At 58.9% G+C, this 16,014-nt stretch carries 13 protein-coding genes; all 13 read right to left on the bottom strand.

The features are described 5' to 3' along the window. Nucleotides 1-81: 81 nt before the first annotated feature. The 13 genes from murG to ACTNA2_RS03430 all read right to left on the bottom strand — a co-directional run bounded on the left by murG (nucleotide 82) and on the right by ACTNA2_RS03430 (nucleotide 15,877). On the bottom strand, nucleotides 82-1,197 hold the full coding sequence (gene murG / locus ACTNA2_RS03490) for an undecaprenyldiphospho-muramoylpentapeptide beta-N-acetylglucosaminyltransferase (RefSeq protein ID WP_441048618.1): 1,116 nt from the start codon (nucleotides 1,195-1,197) through the stop codon (nucleotides 82-84). After that, a complete protein-coding gene (gene ftsW / locus ACTNA2_RS03485) occupies nucleotides 1,187-2,680 on the bottom strand; it encodes a putative lipid II flippase FtsW (protein WP_441048617.1) in 1,494 nt (497 codons plus the stop codon). Before ftsW ends, murG begins: the two co-directional genes overlap by 11 nt. A 36-nt stretch (nucleotides 2,681-2,716) precedes the next feature. Beyond that, a complete protein-coding gene (gene murD / locus ACTNA2_RS03480; RefSeq protein WP_441048616.1) occupies nucleotides 2,717-4,123 on the bottom strand; it encodes a UDP-N-acetylmuramoyl-L-alanine--D-glutamate ligase in 1,407 nt (468 codons plus the stop codon). Between the two features lie 9 nt (nucleotides 4,124-4,132). Beyond that, nucleotides 4,133-5,152 carry a phospho-N-acetylmuramoyl-pentapeptide-transferase gene (gene mraY, locus ACTNA2_RS03475; RefSeq protein WP_154515238.1) on the bottom strand — a complete coding sequence of 340 codons (1,020 nt, stop codon included), beginning with the start codon at nucleotides 5,150-5,152 and terminating at the stop codon, nucleotides 4,133-4,135. Nucleotides 5,153-5,155: 3 nt separating this feature from the next. Then, nucleotides 5,156-6,580, bottom strand: coding sequence for a UDP-N-acetylmuramoyl-tripeptide--D-alanyl-D-alanine ligase (locus ACTNA2_RS03470; protein ID WP_441048615.1), 1,425 nt, complete (start codon nucleotides 6,578-6,580; stop codon nucleotides 5,156-5,158). A 124-nt stretch (nucleotides 6,581-6,704) separates the two neighbouring features. Further along, the gene (locus tag ACTNA2_RS03465; protein WP_441048614.1) at nucleotides 6,705-8,348 is read right to left on the bottom strand and encodes a peptidoglycan D,D-transpeptidase FtsI family protein; all 1,644 of its coding nucleotides are present in this window, start codon (nucleotides 8,346-8,348) and stop codon (nucleotides 6,705-6,707) included. A 239-nt stretch (nucleotides 8,349-8,587) separates the two neighbouring features. Beyond that, nucleotides 8,588-9,058, bottom strand: coding sequence for a hypothetical protein (locus ACTNA2_RS03460; protein WP_427747787.1), 471 nt, complete (start codon nucleotides 9,056-9,058; stop codon nucleotides 8,588-8,590). Between the two features lie 90 nt (nucleotides 9,059-9,148). Beyond that, nucleotides 9,149-10,114 (bottom strand): 16S rRNA (cytosine(1402)-N(4))-methyltransferase RsmH, encoded by a 966-nt coding sequence (gene rsmH, locus ACTNA2_RS03455; RefSeq protein ID WP_154515233.1) that lies wholly within the window; start codon nucleotides 10,112-10,114, stop codon nucleotides 9,149-9,151. Nucleotides 10,115-10,134: 20 nt separating this feature from the next. Continuing rightward, nucleotides 10,135-10,569 (bottom strand): division/cell wall cluster transcriptional repressor MraZ, encoded by a 435-nt coding sequence (locus ACTNA2_RS03450; RefSeq protein WP_035137949.1) that lies wholly within the window; start codon nucleotides 10,567-10,569, stop codon nucleotides 10,135-10,137. Between the two features lie 463 nt (nucleotides 10,570-11,032). Further along, nucleotides 11,033-11,974: a site-specific tyrosine recombinase XerD gene (xerD, locus tag ACTNA2_RS03445; protein WP_427747788.1), complete on the bottom strand. Its 942-nt coding sequence runs from the start codon at nucleotides 11,972-11,974 to the stop codon at nucleotides 11,033-11,035. A 2-nt stretch (nucleotides 11,975-11,976) separates the two neighbouring features. Further along, nucleotides 11,977-13,638 carry a CTP synthase gene (locus ACTNA2_RS03440; protein ID WP_441048613.1) on the bottom strand — a complete coding sequence of 554 codons (1,662 nt, stop codon included), beginning with the start codon at nucleotides 13,636-13,638 and terminating at the stop codon, nucleotides 11,977-11,979. Between the two features lie 180 nt (nucleotides 13,639-13,818). Continuing rightward, entirely contained in the window at nucleotides 13,819-14,202 is a 384-nt protein-coding gene (locus ACTNA2_RS03435; protein ID WP_441048612.1) for a hypothetical protein, read from the bottom strand. Nucleotides 14,203-14,395: 193 nt separating this feature from the next. After that, nucleotides 14,396-15,877 (bottom strand): DUF1846 domain-containing protein, encoded by a 1,482-nt coding sequence (locus ACTNA2_RS03430; RefSeq protein ID WP_154515227.1) that lies wholly within the window; start codon nucleotides 15,875-15,877, stop codon nucleotides 14,396-14,398. Nucleotides 15,878-16,014: the final 137 nt, after the last annotated feature.

Below are 16,014 nucleotides of genomic sequence, written 5' to 3'. Positions count from 1 at the left end.
TTGCGTAAACACTGCCTGTAACCCGTTAACTGTACCGCACCTACCTCATCCGCGCGAGCGCAAGCTCGATATCCCGTCTAACTAACGCAAACCCTCTACCGCATCGGCCAAAAGTGCGGCGGCGCGGTCCTGAGCCAACCCGCGCGCCGCCTGACGCATGGCATCGCGCGCTGCGGCGTCATCGACCAGATGCAGCAGCTCCTCGGCAAACGCCGGAGCATCGATATCGGCATCGGCACAAAGCACGCCGGCACCGGCATCGACCAGATAACGCGCATTGGTCGTCTGGTGGTCGGCCGTGGCATGCGGATACGGCACGAGCACCGAAGGCACGGCGAGGGCGGCAATCTCGGCCACGCTCGAGGCGCCGGAGCGCGAGAGCACCAGGTCAGCTGCAGCTAGCATGTCGCCCATGTCGTCAATGTAGGGCTGGACGCGATAGCGCTTCATCTCATCGGACGTCAGCGCCAAAGCGCGCTCGGTGTCCTCAAAGCCGTCGGCTCCCGTCGAATGCAAAATGTAGAGATTCTCGCGGGTCAGCAGCTCGCCCTTGAGCGAGGCTACTCGCTCGTTGAGATGCTGGGCACCGAGTGAACCGCCAAAGACGAGCAGCAGCGTCGCATCCTCGGGCACGCCAAGTGCCTCGCGGCCGCGGGCGCGATCGCCCTCAATGACCGAGCGGCGCACCGGATTACCGGTCATAAGCACATGCTCGGGGTCGCCCTCGCGCTCAAAGACAGAGCGCGCAGCCGGCACCGAGATACACACGCGGGCGGCATGGGAACTCATCATCTTATTGGCCAGACCCGGAACAGAGTTCTGCTCGTGCAGCAGGTACGGAACGCCCGCGTCCTTGCACCAGCCCAGCAGCGGGACCTCGACGTAGGCACCAAAACCGATAGCCGCATCGGGCTTGCCAACCTTTGAGAAATGGCTGGCGAGCGAGCGCTTGGCCTTATTGACGCGCCACAGCGAGCTCAGCGCGGTCCAAGGACGGGAACGGTCGAAGCCCGTGACCGTGATAGGTACAAAATCGAACCCGGCCTCGGGAACCAAACGACCCTCGAGCTTGTGCGACTGGCCCACGAACACAACATGATGTCCGCGGTCGCGCAACTCCTCAGCCAAGGCAAGCGCAGGGTTGATATGTCCCGCCGTGCCGCCGGCTGCGATAGCAACGGTCATCTTATCGGTCATGAAAATCCCTTCGTACGCGCGGTCCCTGATCGTCGGTGCGCAGACGCGCCGATGGGTCCGAATTCAAATTGATTCGATTATATCCGCCGCCCGAGCTTCGGGGGTTCGGGCGTTGGGGACGCCCCTGCGGAGCCGTTCGCGGGCGCGGACGAGCCGACGGCTCGGACGCAGAGCCATCCAAGACGGTAAAACCGTTGCGCGAAGGGCGATCGCCGCGCACATGGGGCACGCCGGCGGTGCTCTCGTCCATAACGGCAAAGCTCTCGCGGCGACGGTCGTACTCATCACGACGGGCGCTCTCGTGCGAGACGCGCAAGATCAGCCCCGCAAGCATAAGCGATACGATAATCGACGAACCGCCGTAGCTGATAAACGGCAGCGGCTTACCCGTCATGGGAAACACGTTGAGGATGCCCAGCGCATTGATCAAAAACTGTACCGCGAGAATGACTGCGGAACCCGATGCCATGAGCGCTCCGCGACGGTCCGCAGCCTGTTCGGCAATGCGAAACGCTGAGTAAATCAGCATCGCAAAGACCAGGAAGAGCAGCACGGTCCCGACAAAACCGACCTCCTCGCCGATAATGGCCAGAATATAGTCGTTGTGTGCCTCGGGCAGATACGAATACTTCATGGTGGAGTTACCGATGCCGCGGCCGAACAAGCCGCCCGAAGCAAACGCCATGATGGCAAGCGTTGCCTGATAGCCATCGCCATACTCGTCGGCCCAAGGGTTCAGGGCAACCTGAACACGCACCATGCGGTACGGCTCTGCAACAAGCGCAAACACACTCATGACAATGACGAGAATGATCACGCCGATGATAAACTTGGGGTCTAGGCCCGCAAATAACGCCATACACATGAGGGTCAGCGAGATGATCAAGACGGTGCCATAATCGGGCTGGATAAAGATCAAAAAGAGCGAAATGCCCAAGTAGACGACCATCTTACGAAGGAACTCGTTGATGTTGCCACCGGGCGAAAAGAAACGGTCGAGTATGATGGCCGAATACGCGATGGCAAACGGCTTTAAAAACTCAGACGGCTGGAACTGAATACCGGCGATGTTGAGCCAGCGCGTGGCGCCACGGCTGCCACTGCCGACAAGAAATACCGCAAACAGCAAGAGAATCATGCCGATAAGGAAGATCCTAAGTACATTTTCCCCAAACCAGCTGTCCGGCAAGACGCGAACGATCGCAACCATGGCAAGCACGCCAACCCCGGCAAAGGTAGCCTGTCGAACCAGGAAAAACGTCGCCGAGCCGTTCTCGTGCAATGCCTCGACCGATGACGCCGAGTACACCATCAGCAGACCAAAGCACACTAAAGTAAACAGGCACGCCATGAATATCAAACGAGGGCGCATGATGCGGGCGGGGACGCCGGCAATATAGCGTTCGCTGAGCGTCTGCCCGCTGCGACCGGAACGCGGCGTACTGCGCTGCGAGGAAGCACGGTCCGAGTCGGGCCTCCTCATACCTTGTCGGGGGCTCTCCTCTCTCACCGGCGGCCCCTATTCCATTTGCGATTTCGCTGCGGCGGCAAGCTGGGCCACGTAGTCCTTAAACACGCGGCCGCGCTCCTCGTAGCCCGAGAACTCATCGAACGAAGAACAGGCGGGAGAAAGCAGGATCACGTCGCCTCGGCTCGACAGCGAACGGGCAACGTCGACGGCGTCGCGCAGGTCGTCAGCCTGAGCGATATCAACGTCACCATCGACATCGGCCTCGTCCATAGCGGCGGTAAAGCGCTCGCGCGCATCGCCAAAGCAGACGACCGATCGCACGTTGTCCATGACAACGCGGGCGAAGGACTCGAGTGGCGTGCCCTTATCGTGACCACCGAGCAGCAAGATCACGTCGTCGTCGGGAAACGCCGTCAGGGCCTTTTCGACCGCATCGGTGTTCGTTGCCTTGGAATCGTTGACGAAGCGCACGCCATCGATCTCGCCACAGGGCTCAACGCGGTGCTCCAGCGGCTGGAATGAGGCCAGGCCGCGACACACACCGTCGACATCGGCACCGACGGCCAGGGCAGCCGTGGCAGCGCACAGGGCATTGATGACATTGTGATGTCCGGAGATTTTGAGCTCGGACGTGGCGATGAGCGGGGTCTCGACGCCCTTCAGGCGAATGACCATCTTGTCATCGCGCACAAATGCGGCGTCCTCGCCCGCAGGCTCGTCAAAGGCGACCTTGCAGATGCGACGACCCGGCGTGTAGACATACTCATCGAATTCATGGATACCGGCATCCTCGACGTCGATAACCACAAGGTCATCATCGACCATATTCTCGAAGAGCTTAATCTTGGCGAGCGCATAGTTCTTATGGCTCTTGTGCCAGCCCAGATGGTCGGGGGTGATGTTGAGCAGCACCGCCACACGGGGGTGAAGCTCCTGGGTCGTTGCGATCTGATAGCTCGAAAGCTCAGCTACAAACCACTCGTTATGCGCGCGGTCGTCGATTTCGTTCACCGGAGGCTCACCGATATTACCGACAGCAACGCTCGCCTCGCCCGCTGCCTTAAGCAGGTAGTCGGTCAGCGACGTGGTGGTTGTCTTGCCGTTGGTGCCCGTAATGGCGATCCAATTTTTGGGAGACAGGCGGTAGGCAAACTCGGGCTCGCCCATGATCTGGGCAGCGTGATCGCGGCCAGCCTTAAAGAATGCCGAGAACTCCGAGATGCCCGGACACGTCACGCATACATCAAACGCGCCCTCGACCTGCTCGGTTCCGTAGACAAACGATACCCCGCGCGCCTCGAGCGAGCGCGTGGCATCATTGGGCTCGGACGTGCCGCCGCCGTACACGGTAACGGTACTCACGCGCTCGGGGTGCGCAAGCGCCCAGCGAGCGACATCTAGACCGGACTTACCCTGGCCCAAGACGAGCAGGCTAAAGGAATCTGCAAGAGGCATGAAAAACCACTATCCCAACTGGAAAAACAGGGCAAGGCCCAGAGCGCCAAAAGCGGCAGCGACAATCCAAAAACGGATGACGACCTTAGTCTCGGCCCATCCCTTCTTCTCGAAATGATGATGAATGGGCGCCATAAGGAAGACGCGCTTATGCGTAAAGTGGAAGTAGACGACCTGAATCATGACCGACAGGGTCTCGACGATAAACAGGCCGCCGATGATGAGCGAGACGACCTCGGTGTTGGTCATAATGGACGTGCAGGCAAAGGCCGCACCCAAGGCAAGAGAGCCGGTATCACCCATAAAGATGCTCGCCGGATAGCAGTTGAACCAAAGGAAGCCCAGGCAAGCACCAGCACATGCGGTACAGAAGATAGACAGGTTTACGTCACCGTGCAAAAACGCCATGGCAGCCATGGCAAGCATGGCAATCATGGAGGTGCCACCGGCAAGGCCGTCAAGGCCATCGGTCAGGTTCACGGCATTAGAAAGACCGGCGATCATCAGCCAGCAAAAGACGATGTAGAGCCACGGAAAGGTAAGGCCACCAATGGTGGTCGAGAAGATACCGAGGTCAATCGTCAGACCGCCGGGAAAACGAATCTCGGGGGCAACGCCGCACCAGCTGACGGCAAGCACGGTAAACGTGACGCAGATAATGGTGAGACCAATCATCTTGGCGTGGGGCGTCAGGCCGAGCGAACGACCGTGCGTGACAGAGGTCAAATCATCAATAAGGCCCAGAACGCCGGTTGCAAGCGTGGCAAGCAGCACGAGCACAAGCTCGGTGGTGAGCTTGCCCATCAAAAGGCACGTCAGCGAAACGGCTACGAGAATGACAACGCCGCCCATGGTGGGCGTGCCCTGCTTAATCAGGTGGCGTTTGGGTCCATCGGCGCGGACCTGCTGGCCGATACCCTCGACCTTAAGAAGCTTGATCCACCACGGCATGAGCAGCAGCGCAATGGCGGCGGCGATGCCAAGTCCCAAAAAGGCCTGGTATGTAGGATACGCGGGGTTCCCGAACATGGGCTAGCACACACCTTCCACAAAGCGGTCGAGCTCGACAAAGCGAGAGCCCTTGACCAGCACAACGTCATGTTTCTCAAGTGCGCCGGCCATACGGTCGAGCACCTGCTGATAATCGGAGAACACCTGGATGCGGTCCTCGTCCATGCCCATCATGCGCGCGGCTTCGGCCATACGAGCGGCCAGCTCACCGCCCACGCACGCCAGCATATCGAGCTTCTTAGCCGCGGCATAGGCGCCCACCAGCTCATGCATGCGGGGGGCCTCGTCGCCCATTTCGCCCATCTCGCCCAGAATCGCCATTCGAGAGCCGGAACACGAAAGCGAGCACAGCAGGTCAAGGCCAGCAGCCATGGATTCGGCGCTGGCGTTATACGAGTCGTCGATAATGCGGGCACCGCTCTTGGCGTGTTTGATCTCCTGACGATGACCGGTAATCGCGATACCCCTAAAGGCAGCGTCGATCTGCTCGGGGGTCACACCCAAACGATAGGCAACTGCGGCGGCCTTAACGGCATTGGGAACGGACTGGACGCCGGGAATGGCGAGCATGGTGTCAACGGACTCACCCATGCCAAAGTCAAGCGTAAAGACCGGGCGGCCCTCGTCATCAATGTGAATGCCGCGGGCGCAAACCTCATCAACATCTGAAACACCCGCCAGCATCACGTCGATACCCGCGGGCTCGGCAAACGTCTCACGAATGAACGGGGTGAAGTCGTCTTCGCCGCCCAAAACCAGCAACGGGAGAAGGTCGTCGGCGGCACACATGCCCCCAACAATCTCGGACTTAGCGCGGGCGATATTCTCGCGACTTCCCAGGATTCCAATATGAGAGGTGCCGATCTTGGTCACGATGGCAAGGTTGGGATTGGCGGACCGAGAAAGGCGCTCGATCTCGTGAAAATGGTTCATACCCATCTCGAGAACCAGCACCTCGGTGTCGGCAGGAGCGGCCAAAACCGTGAGCGGCATACCGATCAGATTGTTGAAATTACCCTTGGTGGCCCAAACGCGATAGCGCTTGGCAAGCACTGCCGCAAGGACATCCTTGGTCGTCGTCTTACCGATAGAGCCGGTAATGCCAACCACGAGGCAGCCAAGCTGCGTGCGATAGGCATGTGCCAGGCGCAGCAAAAATTCCTCGGGATCATCGGTGTGTAGGATGGCGCAGCCCTTACGCTGAGCCAGCGATACAAGCTCGGCGTTGGGCTCGCGCGTCATCACAACAGCACCGGCGCCCGATTCCATGGCGCGGGAAGCAAAATCGTTGCCGTCGACTTTTTCACCCGGAAAGGCAACAAAAATCGTGCCTTCCTCAACCTGGCGCGAGTCGATAACGCACCCACGGCATACCCGATCGGCTTCTCCCGTCACGGTCCGGGCCCCTGTTGCGGCCGCGAGGTTGTTGACGGCGATCTCTATCATTGCAGCTCCCCTGTAAACCTAATAATGCTATCGGCGTATTGTATCCCAGCGCCGCGCATGCGTGGTGCAGGGCATGTGAACACCCTCCAGATTAATCGACAGCCCTTTTCAGGATTGTAACCCCCTACTTGGTGCGTGGGATACCCAACACATCGAGCGCGTTAGCCATAATGACCTGGAACGGCACGGCAGCAGCATCCGAACCGCTCGGCGTTCCGTCGAGCGTGATATAGCACAAAACCTTGGGTGCTTGCGCCGGGGCAAACCCCATAAAGGACGACATATAGCTCGCTTTGAGGTAGCCGCCTTTTTCATCGGCGCGCTCGGCCGTACCGGTCTTACCCGCCACGTCGTAACCGTCGACGGCGCCCCCGACACCCGTGCCCTCGGAAACGACCGTCTGCATGCACGATATCACCTGGGCGGCGGCGTCCTCAGAAATTGCCTGCTCGCCCTCGCCCCAGTCCTTCTCCTCGCCTTTGCTGGATTTATAAAAGTGCGGCGTCATCATCACGCCGTCGTTGGCAATGCCGCCCACGGCGCGCGCAATCTCGATCGGCGAGACAGACAGCGCTTGGCCAAAACTCATCGAGCCCAACGTGGCGCCGTCATACTGGTCACGCTCCTTGACAATGCCAAGGCTCTCGCCGGGAAAATCGATGCCCGAACTGTGTCCAACGCCCCATTTGTCCACGTACGCGGCAAAATCGTCCGCGCCGATCTTATGCCCGACCAATACAAAGCCAACATTGGATGAGCGGCGCATCATCTCGCGCACATCCATGGTCATGGCGTAGTCACGCTTATCGGCATCGGTGACGGTATCGTCGCCGACCTTAATGCTCGCCGGCACCTCAAACGACGTACTCGAGCGCACGACGCCCAAGTCGAAACCCGCACCTGCAACGAGCGTCTTAAAGACCGAACCGGGTTCATACGCATCGGTGACCAAGCGCAAGTTCATATCCTCGGTCTTGGCGTTCTCCAAATTGGTCGGGTCGTAGGTCGGATACGAACAGGCGGCCAGAATCTCGCCGGTAGTAGGGTCTGTCACCAAAGCCGAACCGTTCTTGGCTTTGGTCTTCTCAACCGCCTCCGCCAGAGCGTCCTCTGCTGCACGCTGGATATTGACATCCAGCGTCGTCACGATGTCAACGCCATCGATGGCGGCAACCTTTTTATAGGCGCCACCCGCAATATAGCTATCGTCCCTCGCACGCTCTCGTACCAGCGTGCCGTTTGTTCCGGTCAGCAATTTGTCATATTGCTTTTCAAGTCCCGTTAGGCCCACGTTGTCAACGTTCACCACGCCTAGAACCTGCGAAGCCAGATTGCCGTATGGATACACCCGCTTCATCGCCTGCTCAAAGAGCACGCCGGGCAGATTTTTCTTCTTCAATGCCGCGGCATCGTCCTCGTCCACCTGGCGCTTGATATACACCCAGGTGCCATCGGACTGAACCAGCTTGCGGCAAGTCTTCTTATCGATTCCAGTCGCCTTAACCAAGGCCGATACCGTTTTGTCGACATCCTCGATCAGCTGTGGATTCACGGCGACATTGCTGCACTCGACCGACGACGTCAGCACGTTGCCGTTTCGGTCGTAGATCGTGCCGCGTTTGGCGTAAAGCGTCTCCGCAAGCAGGCGTCGAGCATCGGCGCGCCCGCGCAACTCATCGGCATTTACGATCTGGTAGTCGGTAAGGCGGATGGCGCCCGCAGCCAGGCCCAAACCGATACAACCCATGACGACATTACGGCGAGGCAATGGCGTCCCCGTAAGCCATTCGGTCGAAGATCGTCTATTCGATCTGCTATTGCGTACTTGAGGGTCATCCGAGCCGCGAAGGCGCGACGTTGGGTCGTTGCCACGATTCGACCCCAAGTTGTAAGATGACCGACCCGATCCTTGATAACCAGAACGTCCCTGCGAAGAGGGACGTCCCTGCCCGCGACTCCCGTCTGGACCGCGGCGATAATCATTTGTCATACTCAGCTACCGTCTTATTACTGGACAGCCGCAACCGAGCTAGCGCCCGCGGCTGCATCCTGCGAAAAATCAAGTGTAACGCTCTCGCTGGGCTCCACCATGCCATAAGCGCCCGCAAGATCGCGAATGCGCGTATCGGCACCATAAACAGAGTGCATGACCTCAAGGTCAGAGCTCTCATCGGTCGCCTTCTCGAGCGTGTTGGTAAGCTCGGCGTTGCTGTTGAGCACCTGGGCCGTAACGCTTGCAAGCGCCACGCGGGCGACGCCAATCGTCATGAAGATAGCCGCAATGATGCAAAACGTTTTAAGAACGCTCATGAAAACCGGGCTTACCGCCTGGTTTGCCTGACGGCCCGCGCCCGTGTAGACATCAAAGCGCGGTGTGCGCTGCTCACGGGGAGCAGCGGGCGCCTGCGGTGCCTCGCGGTAGGCGGGCATGGCGTTCATATCATAGGCGAGTGCTGCGTTTGAGGTGTTGTAGCCCATGATATGCCGCCTCCCATCCCGAGTACGTTGGTAGTGTGTTTAAGCTTCGTTTATGGTGCGAGCGGGAGGTCCAATATCGCGCGCGTAACGCTACAAGCGCTCCGCCACGCGGATTTTGGCTGATCTCGCCCGAGGGTTGCGCGCAACCTCATCGGGTTGGGCAACCAAGGGTTTGCGGGTGATGACCTTGAGTATCGGCACGTTGCCGCACACGCACACCGGAATCTCCGGCGGACACGTGCACCCCTGGCTCATCTCCTTAAAGTGGTTCTTTACGATACGGTCCTCGAGCGAGTGATACGAGATGACGCAGATGCGTCCGCCCGGGTTGAGCCACCTGGTGGCGGCGTCAAGTCCTCTCTCGAGCACATCGAGTTCATGATTGACCTCGATGCGAATGGCCTGGAAACTTTTCTTGGCCGGGTGTCCGCCATGCCGACGAGCGGCAGCCGGAATGCCAGCCTTGATGATCTCGACAAACTGACCGGTGGTTTCAATCGGTTCGGACTCGCGTCGACGCACGATCTCGCGTGCAATCTGCGAGGCGAACTTCTCTTCACCATAGACGCGTAGAATCCGGGCGAGGTCGTGTTCGTTATAGGTGTTGATGACCTCAGCTGCGTTTAGGGTGTTGTTACCCGGATCCATCCGCATGTCCAATGGGGCATCTTCGTTATACGAAAAGCCCCTGCCAGGGATATCGAGTTGCGGTGACGAAACGCCCAAGTCAAACAGGAAGCCATCGACCCCGGGCACCTCGGCCGAGCAAAGCAGCTCGTCCAAGTCGCCAAAGTTGCCCTTCAACAACTGATGCGGGACGCCGGGGACCTCGCGGTCCAGACGGGCACCAGCGGCCTCGAGGGCCATGTCGTCCTGATCGACGCCAAGCAAAAGACCCGTCTCCCCCACCTGCGCGGCCATCTTTACCGAATGACCGGCACCGCCAAGGGTGCAATCGCAGACGACAGATCCGCTCTTTAGCTGCAGCGACTCAAGCACTTCGCCTAGCATGACAGGTTCATGCCGATATTCTTGTGTCAAGATCCCACGCTCCATCCGTTACTCATGCCTTGCCCTTACGAGAAGAAGAGGTCCAGCAGAGCCTCATCGTCATCGTCCTCATCGGCCGTAGCACGGTCCCAAACCTCGAGGTGGTCGTAGTTGCCCACAACCGTGACCTCGCGGTCGAGGTTCGCCTGCTTGCGGAGAGACTCAGAAAGACCGATACGACCGGCGCTGTCCACATCCATCGAGGTGGTGCGCTTGTTGATCGCCCTCATGAGTTTCTGGTCGTTGATGTCACGCGGGTTAAAACCCTCGTGGCCCTCACGACCCGCGAAGAGTCCTTCGACCCACTTATCGAAGGCCTCGGCAGAGAACACGTACAGAGCATCGACATCCAGGGCTTTGAACACGCGAACATGCTCTCCAAGCTCCTCGCGAAGGGGTGCAGGCAGAGACAGACGACCTTTTGCATCGAGATTGCGCTCGTATGCACCCGTCATTCCCATGTGCGCCCTCCCCTCGGTTACTCAGATGGCACGTACGCGGGGAACCACCCCGCCTGTCGACGTCATTAATAATATGGGGAACTGCCCCATTTTTCAACATCTTTCCCCACACCTTCCCCCACAACACCCCACTACTCCACCCTCTATATGCTGTAAAACACCCTCGTTCATATGTTCGAAAACACAACATGTTGTGTTTACAGCAAAGCCGGGATGCCATCTGTAGCAGCCCGGCTTTCAACCTCAACCTTCAAGTTGACCTTGAGGCGAATTTTGTGTCCCTTTACGCGCCGTTCACATCGCCCCCCAAACTTCCCCACCAACGTCACGCGTGACCCACCGGCGCATCGGCGCAAGACAAAAGATGGGGCGGACCCCAGATTGCCGATACGCGCACAAAACCGCGTCACGACAACCCGGGGTCCGTCCCCCATTAGTTGTAAATATGCAGGTCAAAGAGTCGCTAGCGATGCGCCAACGGATGAGCCGCCAGGTAGACCTCGGTCAGCTGCGTGCGGTCGACATGCGTGTAGACCTGTGTGGTCGAAATGTCGGCATGTCCCAAAATCTCCTGTAGCACGCGCAGGTCGGCACCGCCCGCAAGCATATGGGTCGCAAAGGAGTGACGCAAGGTATGAGGATGAAGCCCCACCAGTCCCACCTGACGCCCGTATCGCTCGCATATGACGTGAACACTCTGACGCGACAGGCGACCACCGTTCTTATTTAAAAAGACTGCCGGCGTCTTTGACCCGCGGGCATGAGCGGCCAGGCGCCGACGCCCATCAGCAATATATTGAGCCATAGCCCGTGCGGCACTTCCCACGAGTGGGGCAAGCCGCTCCTTCGAGCCCTTGCCGCGCACCAGCACAAAGCCGTCGTCAAAATGAACGTCGCCCACATCGAGCCCCACCAACTCGCTCACGCGCAGGCCACATCCATAGAGCACTTCCAAAATGGCATGGTCCCGCAAACCCATCTCCCCTTCCGGGAAATCTTGGTCGAGGAGCGCCGAGACATCCCCTACCGAGAGACACTCCGGAAGGCGCTCCGCCTTTTTGGGCAGGCGCAGTGCAGCCGTCGGGTTTTGGGCGACGATTCCATCGCGAACCAAAAAGGCATGCAAACCTTTCACGGCCGCAACTGCACGCTCCACCGAGGCATCGGAGTAGCCCCCGTCGCGCCGATCACCGACAAAACCCTCTATTATCTGACGGTTCACGCCTTCAAAGGACTCAACACCGGCCCGCTCCAGGTAGGAACAGTAAGTCGTCAAGTCACGACGATATGCCGCGATCGTATTGCGCGCCAAGCCTCGCTCGACCGCAAGGTAATCAAGATACTCCCCCGTCACCGTATCGAGCAACGAGGGAGTATCTTCGGTATGTCTTTCGTTCGCTGACACCCTTAGTCCGTCGCGAGGTTCATGGGCGTCACCTGCAGGCGATCGACACCCTCGTGCTGGCCAATCGAGGCGCGCACGAACTCGCGGAACAGAGGCTGCGGCTTGGTCGGACGGCTCTTAAACTCGGGGTGGGCCTGGGTGGCCACATACCACGGATGCACGTCACGCGGCAGCTCGACCATCTCGACCAGACGCTCGTCAGGCGAAAGACCCGAGATAACCAAACCCGCGTCCTCGAGCTGGTCGCGGAAGGCATTGTTGAACTCAAAGCGATGACGGTGGCGCTCATAGACAAGCTCCTCGCCATAGGCCTCGCGCGCAAGGGTATCGGCAGTGAGCTTGCACGGATAGGCGCCCAGGCGCATGGTGCCGCCCTTCTCGGTCACGTCCTCCTGCGAGCTCATCAGGTCAATTACGCTAAACGGACCGTCCGGATCGAACTCGGAGGAGCTAGCGCCGGCAAGGCCGACCACGTTGCGGGCAAACTCGCACACGGCGACCTGCATGCCCAGACAAATGCCCAGATACGGAATCTTATGCTCGCGAGCAAACTCGGCAGCAAGAATCTTGCCCTCCAGGGCACGCTTGCCAAAGCCGCCGGGCACCAAAATGCCCGATGCGTCGCCCAGCACCTCGGAGACGTTCTGCTCGTCGAGGCTCTCGCCGTCGACCAGCTGCACGTCCACATGACGATCATAGAAAACGCCTGCATGATGCAGGGCCTCGATAACCGACAGGTAGGCATCGGGGAGCTGGGTATACTTGCCCACAACGGCGATCTTGACCTTGTCGGCATGGTGGTTGGCATGATTCTGTTTGCGCAGGAACTCGTTCCACTCGCTCATGTCGCGCTCGCGCGGGTCCAAGCCCAGTCGCTCGCAGATGCGCAGGTCAAAGTCCTGCTCGGCGAGCAGCTGCGGCACATCGTAAATACTCGCGCAATCTTCGTTGGTAAAGACGCAGTCGGTATCGACGTCGCAGAAGCTTGCGATCTTGCCACGGATGGCATCGTCGATATGGTGATCAGAACGCAGCACAATGATGTCGGGCTGAATGCCAAAGCTGCGAAGCTCCTTGACCGAATGCTGCGTGGGCTTGGTCTTGACCTCGTGCGCGGCGGCGATATAGGGGACGAGCGACACGTGGATGTAGCAGACGTTTTCGGGGCCGGCCTCTTTACGGTACTGGCGGATGGCCTCCACGAACGGCTGCGACTCGATATCGCCAATCGTGCCGCCCAGCTCGGTGATGACCACGTCGGAACCGGTCTGCTCCTCGATGCGGCGGAACTTATCCTTAATGGCGTTGGTGACGTGCGGAATCACCTGAACGGTGCCGCCTAAAAAGTCACCGCGACGCTCGCGGGCAATCAGGCTCTTGTAGATAGCGCCGGTCGTAAAGTTGGAATCACGGGTAAGATTCTCGTCAATAAAGCGCTCATAATGGCCCAGGTCCAGGTCGGACTCGTAGCCATCCTCGGTCACGAAGACCTCACCATGCTGAAACGGGCTCATGGTGCCGGGGTCGACGTTCAGATACGGGTCGGCCTTCTGCATCGTCACCTTGTAGCCTCGTGACTTGAGCAGACGGCCCAACGAGGCCGCGGTGATGCCCTTACCCAAAGACGAAACTACGCCGCCGGTTACAAACACATGCTTGGTCATATTGAATTACCTGCGCTTCCCGTAGAAGTTTTCCATTCACATCTTACGGGTCTTCATTGTAATACTCGAAAAGCAAGCCGCTCGCTATTTTTCACCCGCATGCCCGCATTTCTCCATCTCGAAACAAAACACCGCCCAAGTAGCTTTGGGCGGTGCAGGCTCGTCGAAACTGCCGTGTTGTTACCGATCGGCAGTCTCATCCTTCAACATATCTTGAACAAGCATGCCGGCACGAACACCCTTAAGGTACCACTCGCCTCGCCCGGTCAGGCATATGCCATTTGCAAGCTGGCCGCCATCATCGTTATAACGAGAAACGACCTCGATAAGGCCATCAGAATCCAAACGGTCGATTGCAGCGCGGGCACGATACGGCGAAACCCCTACGCACTCGGAGAGTGTCTTGCGCGAGAAACCGTACGGCGCACCGTTTCCCTTAGATTGCCGAGCGATCTCCATCAGCACCAGCACCTCGACACGCTTCATATCGTTGACACTCGCACGACCCTTGCCCGCCATGGCAGCCTCCTCAAACCGAGCACGAGCATCAAAAGCACCGCGCATGACCGGCGCATCCCTCGATGGCCGGTAACATCCATCATGGGTAGCCCCGCAAAGGATGTATCCACTGAGGTAATTGTATACCGCGCAAATCGCTTTTGGGCAGGTAAACGGCCTAAATTTCGGCAAATATAGCCCTAAAAACCCCTAAGCGCCGCATCGGGTGCGCACTCCGATGCGGCGTCTCATCTCAATCTTAGCGATGGAAGAAACCGCGGCGCTCAAACTTGGGCTCGCAGCACACGTTAATGCCCAGCTTGCGCAGCACCGTCTCGTCCGTAGGCGAGATAATCACGCTAAAGAAGGCGTCGCAGCCGCGCAGCTGCTCAAGACCCGAAAGAACACGAGTAGCCGTCTCGCTCGTGGCCGAGGTGATAGAGAGCGCCATGAGCGTCTCGTCGGTGTGGAGACGCGGGTTTTTGCTGCCAAGGAAATGCGTCTTGAGCTTGCTGATAGGCTCAATCGCCTCATCGCTGATGACCTCGAGCTCAAGATCGACGCCCGAAACATGCTTAAGCGCGTTCATGATGAGCGAGCTCGCGGCGCCCAGACGCGTTGAGGTCTTTCCGGTCACTACCGAACCGTCCGGCATCACCATGGCGCCCACGGGACCGCCCGTCAGTTGCTCCCTGGTGAGAGCAGCCGAGCGTGCCGGCGAATAGTTCTTGTCGATGCCGGCTTTTTTCATAATGAGTTTGAGACGGTCGACCTGCTCATCGCCCACGCCAGTACGGCGCACGCTTTCAACCGCGGCAAAATAGCGGCGCACGATCTCCATCTTGGAGGCATCTCGGCATGCATCGTCATCGGTAATGGCAAAACCGACCATATTGACGCCCATGTCCGTGGGGCTCTGATAGGGGCTCTCGCCCAAGATCTTTTCCATCAGGGCGCGAACAACCGGGAACGCCTCAACGTCTCGGTTGTAGTTGACCGTGGTCTTGTTATATGCCTCAAGGTGGAACGAGTCGATGATGTTGGCGTCATCGAGGTCTGCCGTGGCAGCCTCATAGGCAATGTTCACCGGATGCGTAAGGGGGAGATTCCAGACCGGGAAGGTCTCAAACTTGGCATAGCCGGCAGCGGTGCCATGCTTGTGCTCGTGATACAGCTGCGACAGGCAGGTGGCGAGCTTACCCGAGCCAGGGCCGGGCGCCGTCACGACAACGAGCGGACGCGTGGTCTCGACAAACTCGTTCTTGCCGTAGCCTTCATCAGAAACGATCAGGTCGACATCGTGCGGATAGCCCTCGATGGGATAGTGCAGCTTGGCGGGAATGCCGAGCGCGTTTAGACGATTGCGGAAGACGTCGGCAGCGGGCTGACCGGCATACTGCGTGATAACCACGGCGGCAACGGCAAATCCGTTCCCGCGGAACAGATCGACCAGACGCAGGACGTCCTCGTCATAGGTAATGCCCAAGTCGCCACGGGCTTTGTTCTTCTCGATATGGTTCGCATTGATTGCGATGATGACCTCGACGTCGTCGGCAATGCTCTTGAGCATGCGGAACTTGCTGTCCGGTTCAAAACCCGGCAGCACGCGGCTCGCATGATAGTCATCGAACAGCTTGCCGCCAAACTCCAAATACAGCTTGCCGCCAAACTGCGAGATGCGCTCCTTAATGTGAGCAGCCTGCAGCTCGATATACTTCGCGTTGTCGAAACCCTGGCGCATGTATGGCTCCCGTCCCGTTTCCATTTAATGTCCTAGGCGATTATAGCGGAGCAGACCCTCCCCCACCGACGAGGCCGGGGCAGCTAATTTGGGACGGGGCTTTTTTGACTACCCTTTATGTGGGGGTAGTCAAAAAA

This window comes from Collinsella sp. HCP28S3_E9 (assembly GCF_052065455.1).
GTDB lineage: Bacteria > Actinomycetota > Coriobacteriia > Coriobacteriales > Coriobacteriaceae > Collinsella.
This window is presented reverse-complemented; position numbering and strand designations above follow the sequence as displayed.

Coding starts and splice junctions, on each gene's coding strand:
- murG (WP_441048618.1), bottom strand. CDS start 1,197: ATGACCGATAAGATGACCGTTGCTATCGCAGCCGGCGGCACGGCGGGA.
- ftsW (WP_441048617.1), bottom strand. CDS start 2,680: ATGAGGAGGCCCGACTCGGACCGTGCTTCCTCGCAGCGCAGTACGCCG.
- murD (WP_441048616.1), bottom strand. CDS start 4,123: ATGCCTCTTGCAGATTCCTTTAGCCTGCTCGTCTTGGGCCAGGGTAAG.
- mraY (WP_154515238.1), bottom strand. CDS start 5,152: ATGTTCGGGAACCCCGCGTATCCTACATACCAGGCCTTTTTGGGACTT.
- ACTNA2_RS03470 (WP_441048615.1), bottom strand. CDS start 6,580: ATGATAGAGATCGCCGTCAACAACCTCGCGGCCGCAACAGGGGCCCGG.
- ACTNA2_RS03460 (WP_427747787.1), bottom strand. CDS start 9,058: ATGGGCTACAACACCTCAAACGCAGCACTCGCCTATGATATGAACGCC.
- rsmH (WP_154515233.1), bottom strand. CDS start 10,114: ATGGAGCGTGGGATCTTGACACAAGAATATCGGCATGAACCTGTCATG.
- ACTNA2_RS03450 (WP_035137949.1), bottom strand. CDS start 10,569: ATGGGAATGACGGGTGCATACGAGCGCAATCTCGATGCAAAAGGTCGT.
- ACTNA2_RS03440 (WP_441048613.1), bottom strand. CDS start 13,638: ATGACCAAGCATGTGTTTGTAACCGGCGGCGTAGTTTCGTCTTTGGGT.
- ACTNA2_RS03435 (WP_441048612.1), bottom strand. CDS start 14,202: ATGCGCGGTGCTTTTGATGCTCGTGCTCGGTTTGAGGAGGCTGCCATG.
- ACTNA2_RS03430 (WP_154515227.1), bottom strand. CDS start 15,877: ATGCGCCAGGGTTTCGACAACGCGAAGTATATCGAGCTGCAGGCTGCT.